Source organism: Microvirga soli (genome assembly GCF_016734765.1).
Lineage (GTDB): Bacteria > Pseudomonadota > Alphaproteobacteria > Rhizobiales > Beijerinckiaceae > Microvirga > Microvirga soli.
Map to the genome: position 1 here is coordinate 1 of NZ_JAERQE010000008.1, position 17,741 is coordinate 17,741.

The following is a 17,741-nucleotide window of genomic DNA, read 5'->3' on the forward strand; positions in this document are numbered from 1 at the left end:
GCTGCCAGTCTACCGCATCGTTCGCTTCGCCGCCCTGCGCTCCCACATCACCCGCCAGAAATGGCCAAAGTCGAGCTCAGATGATGTAGAGATACTTCATGTCGGACGCGAGGCCGGCGTTCTTGAGCACGACGCCTGTCTCGAACTCACCATCGGCGTTGAGATCCGACACAAGGAAGCCTCTGTCGTCCTCAGGATTGTACAGGAACACGTGCCTGACGCTCGTGTCGCCGTACAGATAATCGGCGTCGGAGGCGGCGGTTGCGATGGAATACGCATCCGTCTTGACTTCACGGTAGTTGCGTGATGTTCCCTTGATCGTCATGTCGATGAAATCGTCGTAGCGGTTCCAATCCATGATCGTGTCGGCCGTGCTCTTCGTGAGGCCGGAATCGCCTCTCTTGAACACGAACTCGTCTTCTCCCGCTCCGCCGAACAGCGTGTCGCGTCCGGTGCCGCCGGACAGAAGATCGTCCCCGAAGCCGCCGGAGAGATAATCGAGACCGGACCCACCATAGAGGTCGTCTCGTCCGTCAGCACCGTAAAGGTCGTCATGGCCGGCGCCGCCGATCAGATAATCATCCCCGAAACCGCCATCGATCGTATCGTGATCCCAGCCGCCGAAGATGTCGTCGTGTCCATCCCAGCCGTAGATCAGATTATTGCCGTCATAGCCGTAGATGGTGTCTGAGCTATCAAAGCCTTCGATAGTGTCGTCGAAGTCATCCCCGTAGATAGTCGCCATCGTTGTCTCCGCAGTCTTCTGTTGCCGGGGTGCTCTCGTTGCGAGACCCGTCGAAGGTTCAGGCCCGAGTTGTGCCACAGGGCGGTTAACCCCTCGTGACTGCATCATCGGACAGGATGGCTGAATGGTGGCAAGGCGGCCCGTTCATCGGCCGTATAGCTGAAGGCCCGGCTGCGCACTGATAGCATGATGAACGATTGGTAAAGATCAGGACAGCACGCGAAGGCGTTCTCGCCATCCTGTGAAAGGTGGATGGAGTTTCCTCCATTCATTGGCAAAAAGGGCCGGCGCTTAAAGCATGAGCGCCAGACTCTTCGAATTCTCGGAAAAGGGATCGGTTGTCCGTCTACGGATCAATAAACGTCGTAGGATCGGTAAGGGCGCTCGTATCCCTCGTCATAATAGTCCCTCTGACCACGATCATACTCGCGGAAGGATCTGCGGTATCCGTCGTCGTATTGTCTGGGACGCTCCTCGTACCGTCTCGGACCCCGATCGCGTCCTTGGGCGATAAAGGCGCAGCGCTTGGCAACGCCTGGAGCGGGATCGCCGAACGCTCTGTTGGAGCAGGGGATGCCGCCGTCCCGAACGAAAACCTCAACGCTCCGACCGGGAATGCCGTAGATCACACGGGTCGGATAGGGAACGCGGCAAAACCCGTTCTCCCGTGCGCAAGGCACCAGCCCTTGCGCCTGTGCTCCCGACGGTATTCCGACGATGGCGCCACCGATGAGAAAAGCCGTGGCCAAAACTGCACGAAACATGGTCCGTTCTCCATTCCAGGTGTACCGGTGTACGCCTCTCATGATGAACGCAGCAATAATGGCGAGTGTTCACAACCGAGGTGATCGCTTACCGCCACACGCTCGGGAGCGGCGCCAGGGGATCGTCGTCATTGGCGCTCGCGACCGGCCTGGGCTTGATCATCACCAGCGGCAGGACGGCGTGCGAGAACAGTTTCGTGGTGCAGTAAGACAGGACCTGAGCCATCAAAGCCTCCATCGAGGGCAGCCGGAAGCTAGCCTCAGATGGGACGGCCCGATGTGCTCTTCCGCACCCTGCTTATGAAACGGCCTGACGCGTCAGATCGGAGGAGTGCCTCCGGTGCAGCCGTAGCCTCCATCTGGATACGGCCTGAAACGTGTTGTCGTTCACGGCTGACGTCGATCCGATCGTCATATGGGCCATCGGGATGAGACCCTCAGTGAAGGCTTTGTCGGTGCAGGCGGAAATCAGGATTCGCATGGTCAGCCTCCCCCAAAGGCTAGGATCAGCTTACGATCATGTTTCGATTTCGGGTGCACTCGGAGGAGGTAGCCTCGCTGCTCTGGGGGAGTATGCGGGCAGGTGCAGCCTAAAGCATCGGATCCGATGCTTTAGGCACTGGCATCCTCTATCTCGCTGCTCAGGGCCAGCCACTCTTCCTCGACCGCTCCCAGGGTGAACGCGGCCTCCGCGCGCATTCTGGACAGCTCGGATGCCTTCGCCGGGTCCTTCTGGAAGGCGGTACCGTCGGCCAGCGCCGCATCGACCTTGCCGATGACATCCGTGAGTTTGGCCATCCGGTTCTCGAGCGCCTCCAGCTTCTTGCGCAGAGGGGCAAGCGCCGCCCGGCGCTCAGCAGCGGCCCTGCGCTCGTCGGTTTTGGAGGCCGTGGGAGCCTGCTGCTTGTCGGAGCGCTTCTGCGGATCGAGCTCTCCCGAGAGGACGAGCTGGCGGTAATCGTCCATGTCGCCGTCGAAAGGCTTCACACTGCCGTTGCCGACGATCCAGAGCCGGTCGGCGCAGGCCTCGATCAGGAAGCGGTCGTGGCTGACCAGGATGACCGCGCCTGTATAGTCGTTGATCGCCTCCATCAGGGCCGTGCGGCTGTCGATGTCGAGGTGGTTCGTCGGCTCGTCGAGGATCAGCAGGTGAGGGCCGTTGAAGGCGGCAAGCCCCATGAGCAGGCGCGCCTTCTCGCCGCCCGAGAGCGCGGAGACCGGCGTGTCGGCCTTCGCACCGGGAAAGCCGATCTGCGCCGTGCGGGCGCGGATCCTGGCGACGGGCGTGTCCGGCATGCGCTCGGCCACATGGTCGTAGGCGGTGGCCTTCGGGTTCAGCTCGTCGAGCTGGTGCTGGGCGAAATAGGCGACATCCATGCGCGTGGGTGTTCGCATCTCGCCCTTCATGGGCGCGAGCCTGCCGCCGATGAGCTTGCAGAAGGTGGACTTGCCGTTGCCGTTGGAGCCGAGAAGCGCGATGCGGTCATCCGGCGAGATCGTCAGGTTGAGGCGGTCGAGGACGATGCGCTCGCCATAGCCGACAGCGCCGCTCTCGACAGTGATCAGCGGTGGGGCGGCCGGGCGCTCAGGCCCCGGCAGGTTGAAGGGCAGCACGTCGTCTTCCACGATGGTGGTGATCGCCTCCATCTTCTCCAACCGCTTGACGCGCGATTGCGCCTGCCTGGCCTTGGAGGCCTTGGCCTTGAAGCGGTCGACGAAGGCCTGGAGGTGCTTGCGCTCGGCCTCCTGCTTGGCAGCCGCCTTTGCGGTGAGCTCACGCTTTTCCGCGTATTGCTTGGCGAACGACGTATAGCCGCCGCGATAGATCGCGAGCTTGCCCCGGTCGAGATGCAGGATGTGGTTGACGCAGGTGTCGAGCAACTCGCGGTCGTGGCTGATGACGAGAACGGTATGCGGATAGCGCCCGAGATAGTCGTAGAGCCAGAGCGTGCCTTCCAAGTCGAGGTAGTTGGTCGGCTCGTCGAGAAGCAGCAGGTCGGGTTCGGTGAAGAGCACGGCGGCGAGCGCCACGCGCATGCGCCAGCCGCCGGAAAAGTCCGAGCAGGGGCGGTTCTGCGCCTCGGCATCGAAGCCGAGGCCGTGGAGGATGGCGGCCGCCCGCGCCGGGGCCGAATGGGCACCGATATCGGTGAGCCGCGTCTCGATCTCGGCCCGGCGCAGGCCATCGGCGGTTTCGGCCTCGGCCAGGAGGGCGGCGCGCTCCTTGTCGGCGGCCAGCACCACCTCGATCAGGGTCTCGGGGCCGCCCGGCGCCTCCTGGGCTACGGCGCCGATCTTCATGCCGCGGGGCAGGGTGACGGTGCCGCTCTCCGTGGCGAGATCGCCCTGGATGATCTTGAACAGGGTGGTCTTGCCCGCACCGTTGCGCCCGACGAGGCCCACCTTCGCGCCGTCAGGCAGGTTGAAGGAGGCGTGGTCGAGGATCAGCCGATCGCCGATGCGGTAGGTCAGGTCGTTGACGTGAAGCATGCCGCCTTTTGGCGCGGGACGGCCGCGCTGGCAAGGTGTCTGGACGGCTTGACCGCTTTGCCGCTGCCTTGCGGAAGGCCTGTGCCATAGCCGGAATCGCCAGTGACAGGATCCTCAAGGCTTGACAAAGGGATAAGGCATCTCTTCCGTACCGAAAATGCGGGATCTATGGTATAGCCAAGATATCGTGCAGGGAGGACACCGATGGGGCGGCTCACCGGGATCAAGTTGTTCAAAGGGCTGGAGATCGACCTTGCGCCTTTCGAGACGCGGGCCAATTGGCGCCGTTTCGACCCCGAGGAGGTTGTGGTCGACTTCGACGAGCCCTCGACGGACGTGTATTTCCTTCTCACCGGAGAGGTGCGGGTCCTCATGCGCACGGCCTCCGGCAAGGAGGTCATTCTTCACGAGATGAAGCCCGGCGACCTGTTCGGCGAGCTGGCCGCTCTCGACGGCGTTCCGCGCTCCGCCAACGTCACGGCGCTCACCCGGGGCGAGGCTTGCGTGATGCCGGCCTCCGTCTTCAAGGAGCTACTCTTCTCCCATCAATCCGTATCCGAGCGCCTGTTCTGCCTCATGGCGTCCCGCATTCGCGAGCTGAATGCCCGCTTCATGGAGCAGACGGTGCTCGACCTGCGGCACCGGCTCTATTCGGAGCTCCTGCGACTGTCGACGCCGCGTCAGGACAAGTCCGGCGAGCGGGTGATCACGCCGCCGCCCTTCCACCATATCGTCGCCGCCCGCATCGGCTGCCGCCGCGAACAGATCACCCGTGAGTTCACCATGCTGTCCCAGGAAGGGCTGATCGAGCGCACCAGGGGCGCCCTGATCCTGCGCCAGCCGGACGTGCTCAAGGCCCGGGTGGCCGAGGCCTTCCGGACCGATCATTAGGCCGATACGGCTGCGCGCCTTCCCTCGGTGAGGGCGAGGGCTGTGGCAGACAACATCACGGCCATGCCGATGGCTTCCGGCCAGCCGAAGGCCTCGTTCGCGAAGGCGACGCCCACAGTGACCGCCACGACCGGGCTGACGAAGGAGTAGAGCCCGGCCCGGAAGGCGCCCCAGTCACGCACGAGCCAGAGATAGATCGAGAATCCTCCGAGCGATCCGCCGAGGACCAGGATGGTCAGCCCCATGATGGCTCGTCCATCCGTAAGCCCTGCGAAATAGGCGGGGTCGTAGCCTTCCACCAGGAGCGATACGGGGATGAGGCCGAGTGCGCCGATGCTCGTCTCCCAGAAGGCGAGGGTGATCGGGTGCATCGTCTGCATCAGCGGCCGGCTGACCACGCCGCCCCAGGCGTAGCTCAAGGTTGCCAGAGCCACAGCGCCAAGGCCGATCAGGGCGCCATCCTGCGTCGAGCCTGTCCGCCCGGAGAAGAGCATCACGAGACCGAGGATTCCGAGCGCGATGGCTCCGAGCCTGCGGGGCGTGATCCGCTCCTGCCCATAGAGCGCGCCGATGAGGATCAGGAAGATCGGCATAAGGGAGAGGTTGACGATTGACGACAGCCCGGTCGGGGCGCGGGCCACACCCCAGAACAGCAGGCTGTAGCAGCCGGTGGTGATGAGAAGCGACGCGACGACGACACGCCCCGGGTGCTTCATCCTCAACGGCAGCCCTTTGACGAGGATGAAGGCGAGGTAGCAGAGGCCTGCGAGCAGAAAGCGCATCATCGCCAGGAAAATCGGCGGCACAGCCTCGGAGGCGATCTTCATGGGGAGCCAGGTCAGGCCCCAGATCAGAGCCATCAGAGCGAAGGCCACGATGTGCCCCGCTCCGCTCTTGCGCTCTCCCATCATCCCCTCCCAGCCGTCTGCGCCGTTAAACTAGGGAACGACGGGGCAGGCGGAAAGCGTCGCAAGTGGCTATTATTTTTGACCGTCAGGCCCATAGGCGGCAAAGAACACCCGCAGGGCATTCTCCACGTTCTTCTGAATCTGGTCTTCCGTCGGCGGCTCGCCCACCGAGAAAAGCAGGCGGCGCAGCATGCCCGAGACGCAGAGGTCGAGGAAATGCTGGGCAGCAACCTCGGTGTCCTCGATGGACAGCCGTCCCGCCTCGACCTGCCGGTCCAAATAGGCCTTGAGACGGGCCATGCCCTGGCAGGGACCGGCCTCATAGAAGGCTTGGCCCAAGCGTGGAAACTTCTCCGCAGCGCCCATGACCATCCGGATCGAGGAAATATGCTCGGGCTTGCCCATGCGTAACAGATAGCTCAGGCCGAGCTTTTTCAGGACGCCACGAACATCGGGATCCTCAGGGTCGAGCTTGAACAGCACCTCGGCCAAGCCCTGCTTCTCTTCCGTCGTCAGGGCCTCGAACAGGCTCTCCTTGCTGTCGAAGTAGACATAGAGCGTGCCTTTTGAGACACCGGCCACCTTGGCGATCTCGCCCATGCTGGCGCCGTCGAACCCCTGGGCGAGAAACACCTTTCGGGCGCCTTCCAGGATCTGGCGGCGCTTGGCGCTCTCGGCGCTCTCCTCCGTAATCTGGGAGAATTCTCGGTCCTGAGTGCTGACATGCACGGCGGTCATAGCTTCTATAAATTCCCTTTTAGGCTATTGACCGAACGGTTCGGTCAACTCATATATGGCAGGCAGACAACGCAGATCAAGGCCTATCTGGCAGCTCTATGCAAACAGAATTTGCAGGCCTTGCAGAGGTTTAACATGGCTTATCGGGAAGAGTTCGAGCAGGGCGCAAAGAGCGTCCCCGAAGGTGTTGGAGATGCGTCGGGGCGCCAAGCAGGGCAGGGTGCTCCAGAGGCTGCCGCGCCGCCTAAGGCCAAGAAGGGCCTTGGCAAGAAGCCGCTGATCCTGGCTGTTCTAGCCGGAGCGCTCGCCTTCGGCGGGTATGAAGGGCACGAGTGGTGGACGAACGGCCGCTTCATGGTCTCGACCGAGGACGCCTATGTGCAGGCGGACATCACGATCTTGTCGGCTAAGGTGTCGGGCCATGTGCAATCGGTTGCCGTGACGAACAACCAGAGCGTTAAGGCCGGCGACCTGATCGCCAAGATCGACGACGGCGATTATCGCTTCGCCCTCCAATCGGCCAAGGACAAGCTCGCGACGCAGCAGAGCGCCGTCACGCGCATCGGACGTCAGATCGAGGCGGGCCGCGCCTCCGTGGCGCAGGCTCAGGCGCAGATCGCCGCCGCGAAGGCTGAGGCCGAGCGCGCTGAAAGCGACTATTCTCGCCAGCAGCAGCTTGCCCGCTCCGACTTCACCAGCCGGGCAGCGCTTGAGAACGCCAAGGCCGCCCGCGACCGCTTCCAAGCCAATGTGCAGAGCGCCGAGGCCGCCTTTGCTGCGGCCAGAGCGAATGTCGACGTTCTCGCCGCGCAGCAGAACGAAGCCCAGCGCGTCGCGGCCGAGGAGCAGACCTCCGTCGAGAAGGCTGAGCGCGACCTCACCTTCACGGAGATCCGCGCGCCGGCCGATGGGGTGATCGGCAACAAGGCCATGGAGGTCGGCACGTATGTGCAGCCCGGCGCCCGTCTGGCGGCCCTCGTGCCCATGACCAGCGTGCATGTGGATGCCAACTTCAAGGAAACGCAGCTTGCGTCCCTGAAGGTCGGCCAGAAGGTGCGTATCGAGGTCGATGCCTTCCCGGATGCCGACGTGATCGGCACGGTGGAGAGCGTCTCGCCGGCCTCGGGCGCCGTGTTCAGCCTGTTGCCGCCGGAGAATGCAACCGGCAACTTCACCAAGATCGTTCAGCGCGTGCCCGTGCGCGTCTCCGTCAATCCCGAGATTGTCCAGCAGGGCATCCTGCGGCCCGGTCTCTCCGTGGTCGTCGACGTGGATACGCGCACCTCGGCCGACGGCGAGAAGACCGCCAGCCTCAAAGAGTAAGGAACCATGGCCGCATCGGCTGCCATCCCGAGCAAGCCGCAAGGCTCCATGCCGGCCGCGAAGCCGGCTCCTGTCAGCGGGCGCCGGACCTTTGCGTTCTTCTGCATGGTCTTCGGCATGTTCATGGCGATTCTGGACATCCAGATCGTCTCCGCGTCCCTCGCCGAAATCCAGGCCGGTCTCTCTGCGTCCTCTGAGGAAATCTCCTGGGTGCAGACGAGCTACCTGATCGCCGAAGTGATCATGATCCCGCTGTCGGGAACGCTCTCGCGCGTGCTCTCCACGCGCTGGATGTTCGTGATTGCATCGGGCGGCTTCACGTTTATGAGCTTCATGTGCGCCACGGCCACGAACATCGATCAGATGATCGTCTACCGCGCCCTGCAGGGCTTCATCGGCGGCGGCATGATCCCGACCGTCTTCGCCTCCGCGTTCACGATCTTCCCGCCGGAAAAGCGGCCGGTGATCTCGCCGATCATCGGCCTCGTGGCAACGCTCGCGCCCACCATCGGGCCGACGCTGGGCGGCTATCTCACCGACCTGTTCTCCTGGCACTGGCTGTTCCTGGTCAACATCGTGCCCGGCATCTTCGTGACGATCTCCACTTATCTGCTGGTCGATTTCGATGAACCTGACTTAAGCCTCTTCAAGAGCTTCGACTGGGCCGGCCTCGGCTTCATGGCGGCCTTTCTCGGCAGCCTGGAATATGTGCTGGAAGAGGGGCCCCTGAACGACTGGTTCCAGGACGAGCTTGTGCTGATCCTTACCATCGTGTGCGTGGTCGGGGGCCTCGGCTTCTTCTACCGGGCATTCAATGCCAAGCAGCCGATCGTGGATCTGCGCGCCTTCAGTGACCGCAACTTCCTCGCTGGTTCCTCCTTCAGCTTCGTCATGGGCATCGGGCTCTACGGCCTGACCTATCTCTACCCGGTCTATCTCGGCAGCGTGCGCGGCTATTCCTCGTTGCAGATCGGCGAGACCATGTTCGTGTCGGGCGCGACCATGTTCCTGATGGCGCCGGTGGCAGGTGTCCTGTCGCGCAAGATGGATCCGCGCGTCATGATGGGCATCGGCTTTGCCGCTTTCGCCTTCGGCACGTGGATGATGAGCGGCCTGACCAAGGATTGGGATTTCTGGGAACTCTTCGTGCCCCAGATATTCCGCGGCGTCGGCCTGATGATCTGCATGGTGCCGATCAACAACATCGCGCTCGGAACCTTGCCGCCAGACAGGATCAAGAACGCGTCGGGCCTCTACAACCTCACCCGCAACCTGGGTGGCGCCGTCGGTCTGGCGCTCATCAACACCGGGATCAACAACCGCCTGGACCTCCATCTCCAGCGCCTGCGCGAGAGCGTGAACTGGGGCCGGTCGACGGCGGTCGAGACGCTCGATGCCATGACCCAGAAGTTCCATTCCCTCGGTCCGGATGCGGGTGCGGCCGCGATCAAGACCCTGTCCAACATGGTTCACCGCGAGGCGATGGTCATGGCCTTCGCGGATGTGTTCCTCATGCTGACGATCCTGTTCTTAGGCCTGATCCTCGCCCTGCCGTTCATCAAGAAGCCCCGAGCGGCTCCCGCCGGTGGCGGCGGGCACTGAGTTAACCTCCAAACTTCAGCCCGGCTTTCGAGCCGGGCTTTTTCCTTGAATGGGGCTTTGTTCTCTCGGTCGAACGAAGCAGCCGAGCCTCGTTCCTGCCATCCGGCTCGATGGGCCGGGGAGTGGGGCTTTTAAGCTGTTGTTCTTGCAGTCCAAACATCATAGTTTGCGCGCTGGTTTTCTCAGACAGGTGAAGTTCAAGCATCTTGCCTCCTCCAGCCCGTCAATCCGCCTCCGTCGGTGCAGTGCGCCGCTCCTTCGCCCCCTGGGCGAATCCCGATGCCAAGCCGCTCATCCGCTTCGAGAACGTCACGAAGCGTTTCGGGGATTCCACGGCGGTCGATCATCTCTCCCTGGACATCTTCGAAGGCGAGTTCTTCTGCCTGCTGGGTCCTTCCGGCTGCGGCAAGACGACCCTCATGCGGATGCTTGCCGGCTTTGAGATGCCAACCGAGGGAGCGATCACCTTGGGGAACCAGAACCTTGCCGGCGTGCCGCCCTATCGACGGCCCGTGAACATGATGTTCCAGTCCTATGCGCTGTTTCCGCATATGAGCGTGGAAAAGAACATCGCGTTCGGCCTTAAGCAGGATGGGATGCACAAGGATCAGATCGCCGACCGGGTCGGCGAGATGCTGCGCCTCGTTCAACTCGAGAAGCTCGCCCGGCGCTACCCGAGCCAGCTTTCCGGCGGCCAGCGCCAGCGCGTGGCGCTCGCCCGCGCGCTTGCGAAGAAGCCCAAGGTACTGCTCCTCGACGAGCCGCTGGGTGCCCTCGACAAGAAGTTGCGCGAGGAGACCCAGTTCGAGCTGATGGATATCCAGCACGAACTGCACATGACCTTCGTGGTCGTCACTCACGATCAGGAGGAGGCCATGACCATGGCCGACCGGATCGCCGTCATGGACCACGGCCGGATCGTCCAGGTTGCCACGCCTGGCGAGATTTACGAGCAGCCCAAGACCCGCTTCATCGCGGAGTTCGTCGGCGACGTGAACATCATCGAAGGGCATGTGCAGGGGCAAGAAAACGGCCTGTGGCGGGTGAAGACATCGTCGGCCGAAGTGCCGCTCACCATCGACGACCCGGACGAGGTGCTGCATTCCGGGCAGCCGGTGGCGATTGCCGTGCGCCCGGAAAAGATGGTGATCCAGCGCGACCCGCCGGGGCCCGGCGCCATCAACGTGCTCACCGGCGAGGTGTGGGACATCGGCTATCTTGGCGACTGGACCGTCTATCGGGTCAAGCTCGCCACCGGAGAGATCGTGCGCGTGACGCGCGCCAACGCTTCCCGCTTCGTCGAGAGCCCCATCGAGTGGGATGAGCAGGTCTATGTCACCTTCGCGCCGAATGCGGCGGTGATCCTGGCGGAATAGCCATGATGGAACGCACCCTCACGCGGCGTCTCTCCGCAGGACTCGTGCCTGCCGTGCCTTATCTCTGGCTCGGCGTGCTCTTCCTCGTGCCTTTTCTCATCGTTCTCAAGATCAGCCTCTCGGATCCGGCGGTGGCACAGCCCCCCTACAAGCCCGTCTTCGAATGGAGCGACATTGCCGGCTTCTTCAGCGCGCTAGATTTCGAGAATTTCACCCTTCTGATCGAGGATGATCTCTATTTCAGGGCGACGCTTTCGTCCGTGCGCATCGCCGCCGTCTCGACATTGCTGCTGCTGCTCGTGGGCTTTCCCATCGCCTACGGCATGGCGCGCGCGCCGGAGCGCTATCGGGCGCTTCTTGTTGCGGCGATCATCTTGCCGTTCTGGACGAGCTTTCTCATCCGCATCTATGCCTGGGTGGCGATCCTCAAACCCGAAGGCCTGCTCACCCAGGCGCTCATGGCAGTTGGCCTGATCTCCGAACCGCTCGACATCCTGAACACCGAGACGGCGGTCTATATCGGTATCGTCTATGCCTATCTGCCCTTCATGGTGCTGCCGCTCTATGCGACATTGGAGAAGATGGACGACACGCTGCTCGAGGCGGCTCTCGATCTTGGCTCCACGCCCTGGCGCTCGTTCTGGACGATCACCGTGCCGCTCGCCATGCCGGGAATCATTGCAGGCTCCCTCCTGTGCTTCATCCCGGCGGTGGGCGAGTTCGTGATCCCTGATCTCCTGGGCGGCTCAGAAACCCTGATGATCGGGCGCCAGCTCTGGAGCGAGTTCTTTTCGAACCGCGACTGGCCACTGGCCTCTGCGGTCGCCATCCTGCTGCTCATCATCCTCGTCGTGCCCATCGTGATCTATCGCGATGTCGAGGCCCGGCGTGTGGAGGTACAGCGATGACGATACGCCGCCTCAGCGTCTTCAACGTCACCTCGCTGGTGATCGGCTTCGCGTTCCTGTACCTGCCGATCCTGCTGCTGGTGATCTATTCGTTCAACGCCTCGCGGCTGGTGACCGTTTGGGGCGGCTTCTCCACCCAATGGTACGGTGCGCTGTTCCGCAACGACGCGCTCATGGAAGCCGCCTGGGTGACGTTGCGCGTCGCTTTGCTGTCCGCAACCATCGCAACCGTTCTCGGCACCCTCGCGGCGCTCGCGCTCACCCGCTATGGGCGCTTTCCTGGGCGGACGCTGTTCACCGGCATGGTCTATGCGCCCATGGTCATGCCGGAGGTCATCACCGGCCTGTCGCTGCTGCTGTTCTTCGTGGCCGTCGATTTCGACCGCGGCTTCTGGACCATCACGCTGGCCCACACCACGCTCACCATGTGCTTCGTGACCGTTGTGGTGCAGTCGCGCCTCATGACGTTTGATCGTTCCTTGGAAGAGGCCGCGATGGACCTCGGTGCGCCGCCCCTGCGCACGTTCTTCTCGGTGACGCTGCCGCTGATCGCGCCATCCATCGTGGCGGGCTTCCTGCTCGCCTTCACCCTGTCGATGGACGATCTGGTTATTGCGAGCTTCAACGCGGGTCCCGGTGCCACGACGCTTCCGATCAAGATCTACAGCGCCGTGCGGCTCGGGCTCTCGCCCGAGGTCAATGCGGCGTCCGCCATCCTGATCGGGATCGTGACCCTGGGCGTGATCTCAGCGACCCTGCTGAGCAAGCGCTCGGTCCTGCGCTCGCGCCGCAACGCTCACTGAGCGGTGGCCTGCGGCCTCTGCTCACCTGTCGGAACGCGCTGCGACGGGAAGAGGGGCTTCGCCGCCCCCGACCGCTCGATGAGCGAGCGCACCTGAGGGGTGACGGCGACATTGTCCCAGTCGCCCGTGACGTCGAAGGCGAGGGCAGGGGATTGCCCTGCTGGCGCATCGAGAGCCGCAATGCCTGCCGTGACCTGGAGCGTCCGGTCGACCAGCAGCACCTGCCCGCGAAGCTGGGCCTGCACGGCGTCTCCCTTCAGCCGGCCTTCGACGATCTGGCCGACGCCGTCGTGCATCACGACCTGGGCTTCAGCCTTGCTGAAGGGCGTACGGCCGCCCTTCCAGTTCAGGGAGGCGAGGAGAGGGCGCTTCTCCACGCGGAGCAGGGCGTCCTGAAGGTTGATCCCCACCAGTTCTCCCTCCGTCAGCTCGATCGAGGAGCGGCCCTCGGCCTGACGGATTACGTCCGCAGGGTTGCGGCCCTGTCCATCGAAGCTGAACTGCCCCTGGGCACGGCCGGTAATCCAGCGCGGCTCGCCGACGGCGGCGAGAAAGGGGGCGATCTTCACCCCCGAAAAGGTGCCTTGGCTCTTGAAGTCGACGAGACCGTTATGAGCCGCCATCGACAACCGCCCCTTCAAGGTGCCGTCATAGAAGTCGGCCCGCCCGATGGACGCCTCGATGCGGCCGGGCTGGATGAGCACGCTGGCCGCCATGTCGTCCAGGCTGAGGCGCCCGAGGCTGGCGCTTGCGGCCGAGAGGCGGAGGTCGAGGTCGGTCCCCGTGGCCCCGGCCAGGTCGATGGCCTCCTCGCTCCATGAGCCTGAGGAGGTGCGCGTCTGGTTGAACGGCGCGAAGAGGTCGGACAGGTTGAGCGTATCGGCCGCCAGAGTTCCGGCAATAATCGGCCGCTCCGTATCGAAGCGGACCCCCAGGGTGCCCTCCAGCTTGTCCGATCCCAAACTGATGGAGACCGCAGGCCAGGAGAGACGGCGGCGATCCATGGAGAAGTCGCCGCTGATCGACAGCGCCTGCAGCAGGGATCCGAAAGGAAGGTTCAGTCCGCTCCATCGGGTGAAATCGCGCACCGAGGCCGTCTTGATGGTGCTCTCCCCGGTCACGCGTGGCCCATCCCCGAGTTGCGCCTCGCCCTCGGCCGTGAGGCGGGCGCCGGACGCGGACAGGCTCAAGGAGAACGGGCTGATCTTGTTGGAGGCCAGCAGGTCCGGGAAGATCGAAGCCTCGTCCAGGGAAACAAGCTCGTCCCGCCAGCGGGCGGACCCAGAAGCCGTCAGAGGTTCGGACGCGTCCACCCAGCGGATCATGGCATTGAGCCCGTCGAGATTGGCGTCTTTCAGGTCTGTCCAGCGCAACGAGGATTTCGACACCACGAGCCGGCGGGCATGGGTTTCGGTCGAATGGTCATTGAAGACCTCCGTCCATTTGACCACCCGGAGCTTCTGGGCCGAGGCGGTGATGCGGGTCTCTGTCAGGTCGAAATCGGACAGTTCGATCCGCCCGAAGAGCAGAGGCAGAATGCGCAGCTCGCCCCGCAGGGTGCCGCCTTCGGCCTTGAGCGCCTCGTCCGGGAACTGGAGCGCGACATCCTCGAACTTGACCCGCGGGATGGGCAGCACAGCGAAGGTGCTGCGGCCCCTGACCCTCAGGTCCAGGCCATATCGCTCTTTGACGTGCTCCCTCAGCTCCGCCGACAGGCCACCTCCCGGCAGTGTCCAGGGGGAGGCCGCCGTCCCCAGAACGGCAAGCGAAATCAAGGCGATGAGAAAGACAACGCGGCGAGACATGGAACGAATGTTGTAAACCTTGGGCGCTGCCTCGCAAGCGGTGAAGAGGAGATGTCCTCAGGGCAGGGCCGTATTCATGAATGCTATCCATATATCCATACGAAGGGATTGTCTAAATTGAGGCCAGGTTGCAGGGTGGCCGCCATTCGAACCGCGACACTTCGAACGGGCTGGCACCGGCCCACAAGGAGAGGATTTGATGGATAAGGTTTACAGCGACGCCCGCTCGGCGCTGGCTGGCCTGGTCAAGGATGGCATGACCATCATGGCCGGGGGCTTCGGTCTCTGCGGCATTCCTGAGGCGCTGATCGAGGCGATTCGTGATTCGGGGGCGAAGGATCTGACCTTCATCTCCAACAATGCGGGCGTGGACGGGGTCGGCCTCGGCCGTCTCCTGGAAACCCGCCAGATCCGCAAGATGATCTCGTCCTATGTGGGTGAGAACAAGCTCTTCGCCCAGCAGTACCTCTCCGGCGAGCTGGAGCTTGAGTTCAACCCGCAGGGCACCCTGGCCGAGCGCATCCGCGCCGGCGGCGCGGGCATTCCGGCCTTCTACACCAAGACCGGTGTGGGCACTCTCATTGCCGAGGGCAAGGAAGTGCGCGAGTTCAACGGCGAGAGATACGTCATGGAGACGGGGTTGTTCGCCGACATCTCGGTGGTGCATGCCTGGAAGGGCGACACGGAAGGCAACCTCGTCTACCGGAAGACCGCCCGCAACTTCAACCCGATGATGGCCACCGCCTCGCGGATGACCATCGCGGAGGTCGAGCATCTGGTACCGGCCGGCGAGATCGATCCGGACAGCATGCACACGCCAGGTATCTTCGTGAAGCGCATCGTACATGTGCCGAACCCGGCCAAGCACATCGAGCAACGCACGACCCGCAAGCGCGCCGAAGCCGCAGCGCCTGCGGCAGCAGGGGAGGAAGTCTGATGCCTTGGACCCGTGAACAGATGGCCGCCCGCGCGGCCAAGGAGCTGCGCGACGGCTTCTATGTGAATCTCGGCATCGGCATCCCGACGCTGGTGTCCAACTTCATCCCGCAGGGCATGCGCGTGCAGCTCCAGTCGGAGAACGGCATGCTGGGCATGGGCCCGTTCCCCTTCGAGGGCGAAGAGGATCCGGACCTGATCAATGCCGGCAAGCAGACGATCACCGAACTGCCGACCACGAGCTATTTCTCATCCGCCGATTCTTTCGGCATGATCCGCGGCGGCCATATCGACCTGTCGATCCTGGGCGCCATGCAGGTGGCCCAGAACGGCGATCTCGCCAACTGGATGATCCCCGGCAAGATGGTGAAGGGCATGGGCGGCGCTATGGACCTCGTAGCGGGCGTGAAGCGCGTCGTGGTGGTCATGGAGCATGTGGCGAAGGCCAAGGACGGCTCCGAGGACCCGAAGCTCCTGAACGAGTGCAACCTGCCGCTGACCGGGGCCGGTGTGGTGGATCTGGTGATCACCGATCTTGGCGTCTTTTCCGTCGACAAGAAGGGCGGCTCGGGCATGACCCTGATCGAGCTTGCCGATGGCGTGACGGTCGAGGAGATCAAGGCGAAGACTCAGGCCGAGTTCAAAGTGGCGCTCGGCAGCCAGTCCAACGCTGCTTGATCCGAACCAGAAGATGACAATGAAAGCGGCCTGAAAGGGCCGCTTTTCTTATGGACTCGAAGAGCCGGTAGAGTTTGCAGCTTCTGCTGTCACTTTCGGGCGAGCCTCGGCGCTGCGCACCAGCTGGATCACCGGGATGAGCCCGACCAGCACGATTACCAGGGCGGCAAGCGATCCGTCCTCGAAGCGCCCGCGTGACGCATAGGTGTAGACGAGCGTCGAGAGCGTTTCCGTGTTGAGGGGGCGCAGCAGCAGGGTCGCGGGCAGTTCCTTGATGCAGTCGACGAAAATCAGCAGGGCGGCGCTTGCGAGAGCCGGACGCATGAGCGGGATCTGGATCTTCCAGACCATCTCACGCCGTGATGCCCCGAGCGTACGTGCCGCATCTTCGAGACTGGGTGAAACGCGATCCAGTCCTGCGGAGAGCGAACCCGTCGCAATCGACAGGAAGCGGATCACGTAGGCGATGATGATGCCGCCTGCGGCTCCCATGAGCAGGAGGCCGATGCGCTCGCCGGTGAGGTGCCGCCAGATCGTTCCGATCAGGTTGTCGAAGCCGACCAGCGGCGTCATGAGCCCCAGGGCCAGCACGGTGCCCGGCAGGGCATAGCCGAGGCCCGCTGCAAGGAGCGCTCCCTTGGTAAGGGAGTTCTTGGACAGGCGGGCCGCCGAGACCAGCAGGACGGCGATGACCAGCACCGCAGCGGTTGCCACCAAGGAGAGGCCGATGGTCGTCATGAGGTGGGCGAGGAAATCCAAATTGAACTGATCGGCGAGGCCGCCGCGCAGGGTCTCGCGCACCAGGAATCCCGTCGGCAGGATGAAGCCCATGAAGACAGGCAAGGCGCAGAGCAGGGACGCGATCCAAGCGCGTCCACCGGTGAGCGCAACGGGATGGACAGTGCGCTGGCGCTTCGGCGACAGGGCATAGCGTCTGTCCCGACGGCCGTAACGCTCGATTAGGATCAAGCCTATGGCGAAAGCCAGCATCACGCAGGCGATCTGGGCCGCGCCCGCAAGGCTGCCGCGGTTGAGCCAGGTGTTGTAGACGGAGACCGTGAGCGTGCGCACGCCGAGATATTCACTCGCGCCGATGTCGTTGAGTGCCTCCAGCAGCGCCAGCGACACGCCGACTGCGAGTGCCGGTCGGGCAAGGGGAAGCGCGATGATCCGAAAGAGCTTGATGCGGCTCGCGCCCAGGGTGCGCGCCACCTCCAGCATGCTGGCGCTCTGCGTCAGGAACATCGCGCGCGCGGCGATGTAGATGTAGGGATAGAGCACCACGGACAGCACGAGGATGCAGCCGCGGAGAGAACGGATTTCCGGAAACCAGTAATCAGCCCGCGAACGCCAGCCCATGAAGTTGCGAAGCGCCATCTGCACGAGACCGGCGGAGTCGAAGATCTCCACGTAGATATAGGCCGTGATGTAGGTCGGCACGGCCAGCGGCAGCGGCAGGAGCCATACCAGGATGCTGCGGCCGGGGAAGCGATGGGCGGTGACGAGCCATGCCGTCGTGATGCCCATGGAGCCTGCCACGACGGCGACGCCCGCGAGCAGGGCGAGTGTGTCGATCGTGCTCGCCGGCAGCACATTGGCGATGAGGTGCGGCCAGATTTCCGCATCCCCCTCGGCCGCGATGCCGATGAGAGCGCCAACCGGCAGGAGAACGAGCAGACCGATGGCCGCCACGGCAGCGGACAGCCACCATGGAATGCGCTTTGCCTTCGTCGAGGACGAAAGGCCGATGACTGTCTCGGTTCTGGCGATCACG

At 63.6% G+C, this 17,741-nt stretch carries 16 protein-coding genes; 8 read left to right on the top strand and 8 right to left on the bottom strand.

Annotated elements, in window-relative coordinates; genetic code table 11:
- Positions 1 to 76: 76 nt before the first annotated feature.
- The 4 genes from JKL45_RS09310 to JKL45_RS09325 form a co-directional block, all read right to left on the bottom strand.
- Positions 77 to 745, bottom strand: a complete 669-nt coding sequence (locus JKL45_RS09310; protein WP_201860859.1) for a calcium-binding protein — start codon at positions 743 to 745, stop codon at positions 77 to 79.
- 353 nt (positions 746 to 1,098) lie between these two features.
- Positions 1,099 to 1,509: a hypothetical protein gene (locus tag JKL45_RS09315; protein ID WP_201860860.1), complete on the bottom strand. Its 411-nt coding sequence runs from the start codon at positions 1,507 to 1,509 to the stop codon at positions 1,099 to 1,101.
- 88 nt (positions 1,510 to 1,597) lie between these two features.
- Positions 1,598 to 1,735, bottom strand: coding sequence for a hypothetical protein (locus JKL45_RS09320; protein ID WP_201860861.1), 138 nt, complete (start codon positions 1,733 to 1,735; stop codon positions 1,598 to 1,600).
- A gap of 386 nt (positions 1,736 to 2,121) precedes the next feature.
- On the bottom strand, positions 2,122 to 3,999 hold the full coding sequence (locus JKL45_RS09325; protein WP_201860862.1) for an ABC-F family ATP-binding cassette domain-containing protein: 1,878 nt from the start codon (positions 3,997 to 3,999) through the stop codon (positions 2,122 to 2,124).
- 204 nt (positions 4,000 to 4,203) lie between these two features.
- Here JKL45_RS09325 and JKL45_RS09330 point away from each other — a divergent pair, with 204 nt between their 5' ends.
- Entirely contained in the window at positions 4,204 to 4,890 is a 687-nt protein-coding gene (locus JKL45_RS09330; protein ID WP_201860863.1) for a Crp/Fnr family transcriptional regulator, read from the top strand.
- Here JKL45_RS09330 and JKL45_RS09335 read toward each other — a convergent pair.
- Together JKL45_RS09335 and JKL45_RS09340 are read right to left on the bottom strand one after the other, a co-directional pair.
- Positions 4,887 to 5,801 (bottom strand): DMT family transporter, encoded by a 915-nt coding sequence (locus JKL45_RS09335; RefSeq protein WP_246498436.1) that lies wholly within the window; start codon positions 5,799 to 5,801, stop codon positions 4,887 to 4,889. The genes JKL45_RS09330 and JKL45_RS09335 overlap by 4 nt on opposite strands.
- Positions 5,802 to 5,870: 69 nt before the next feature.
- Entirely contained in the window at positions 5,871 to 6,536 is a 666-nt protein-coding gene (locus JKL45_RS09340; protein WP_201860864.1) for a TetR/AcrR family transcriptional regulator, read from the bottom strand.
- Positions 6,537 to 6,671: 135 nt separating this feature from the next.
- Between JKL45_RS09340 and JKL45_RS09345 the strand changes: the two genes are divergently transcribed.
- The 5 genes from JKL45_RS09345 (at position 6,672) to JKL45_RS09365 (ending at position 12,548) form a co-directional block, all read left to right on the top strand.
- Entirely contained in the window at positions 6,672 to 7,859 is a 1,188-nt protein-coding gene (locus JKL45_RS09345) for an HlyD family secretion protein (RefSeq protein WP_201860865.1), read from the top strand.
- A 6-nt stretch (positions 7,860 to 7,865) separates the two neighbouring features.
- Complete coding sequence (locus JKL45_RS09350) at positions 7,866 to 9,461, top strand: DHA2 family efflux MFS transporter permease subunit (RefSeq protein WP_201860866.1); 1,596 nt, start codon at positions 7,866 to 7,868, stop codon at positions 9,459 to 9,461.
- Positions 9,462 to 9,667: 206 nt separating this feature from the next.
- A complete protein-coding gene (locus tag JKL45_RS09355; protein ID WP_210345729.1) occupies positions 9,668 to 10,837 on the top strand; it encodes an ABC transporter ATP-binding protein in 1,170 nt (389 codons plus the stop codon).
- Between the two features lie 2 nt (positions 10,838 to 10,839).
- Complete coding sequence (locus JKL45_RS09360) at positions 10,840 to 11,745, top strand: ABC transporter permease (RefSeq protein ID WP_376771018.1); 906 nt, start codon at positions 10,840 to 10,842, stop codon at positions 11,743 to 11,745.
- Entirely contained in the window at positions 11,742 to 12,548 is an 807-nt protein-coding gene (locus JKL45_RS09365) for an ABC transporter permease (protein ID WP_201860867.1), read from the top strand. Before JKL45_RS09360 ends, JKL45_RS09365 begins: the two co-directional genes overlap by 4 nt.
- On the opposite strand, the gene JKL45_RS09370 is transcribed toward JKL45_RS09365, so the two are convergent.
- Complete coding sequence (locus tag JKL45_RS09370; protein WP_201860868.1) at positions 12,542 to 14,353, bottom strand: AsmA family protein; 1,812 nt, start codon at positions 14,351 to 14,353, stop codon at positions 12,542 to 12,544. The two genes, JKL45_RS09365 and JKL45_RS09370, sit on opposite strands and share 7 nt — an antisense overlap.
- Before the next feature lie 199 nt (positions 14,354 to 14,552).
- On the opposite strand from JKL45_RS09370, the gene JKL45_RS09375 reads away from it, so the two are divergent.
- Entirely contained in the window at positions 14,553 to 15,290 is a 738-nt protein-coding gene (locus JKL45_RS09375; RefSeq protein ID WP_201860869.1) for a CoA transferase subunit A, read from the top strand.
- Positions 15,290 to 15,967: a 3-oxoacid CoA-transferase subunit B gene (locus JKL45_RS09380; protein WP_201860870.1), complete on the top strand. Its 678-nt coding sequence runs from the start codon at positions 15,290 to 15,292 to the stop codon at positions 15,965 to 15,967. The genes JKL45_RS09375 and JKL45_RS09380 overlap by 1 nt, the downstream gene beginning before the upstream one ends.
- 48 nt (positions 15,968 to 16,015) lie before the next feature.
- Here the strand turns inward: JKL45_RS09380 and JKL45_RS09385 are convergent, their stop codons facing one another.
- Complete coding sequence (locus tag JKL45_RS09385; RefSeq protein ID WP_312896934.1) at positions 16,016 to 17,740, bottom strand: ABC transporter permease; 1,725 nt, start codon at positions 17,738 to 17,740, stop codon at positions 16,016 to 16,018.
- Position 17,741: the final 1 nt, after the last annotated feature.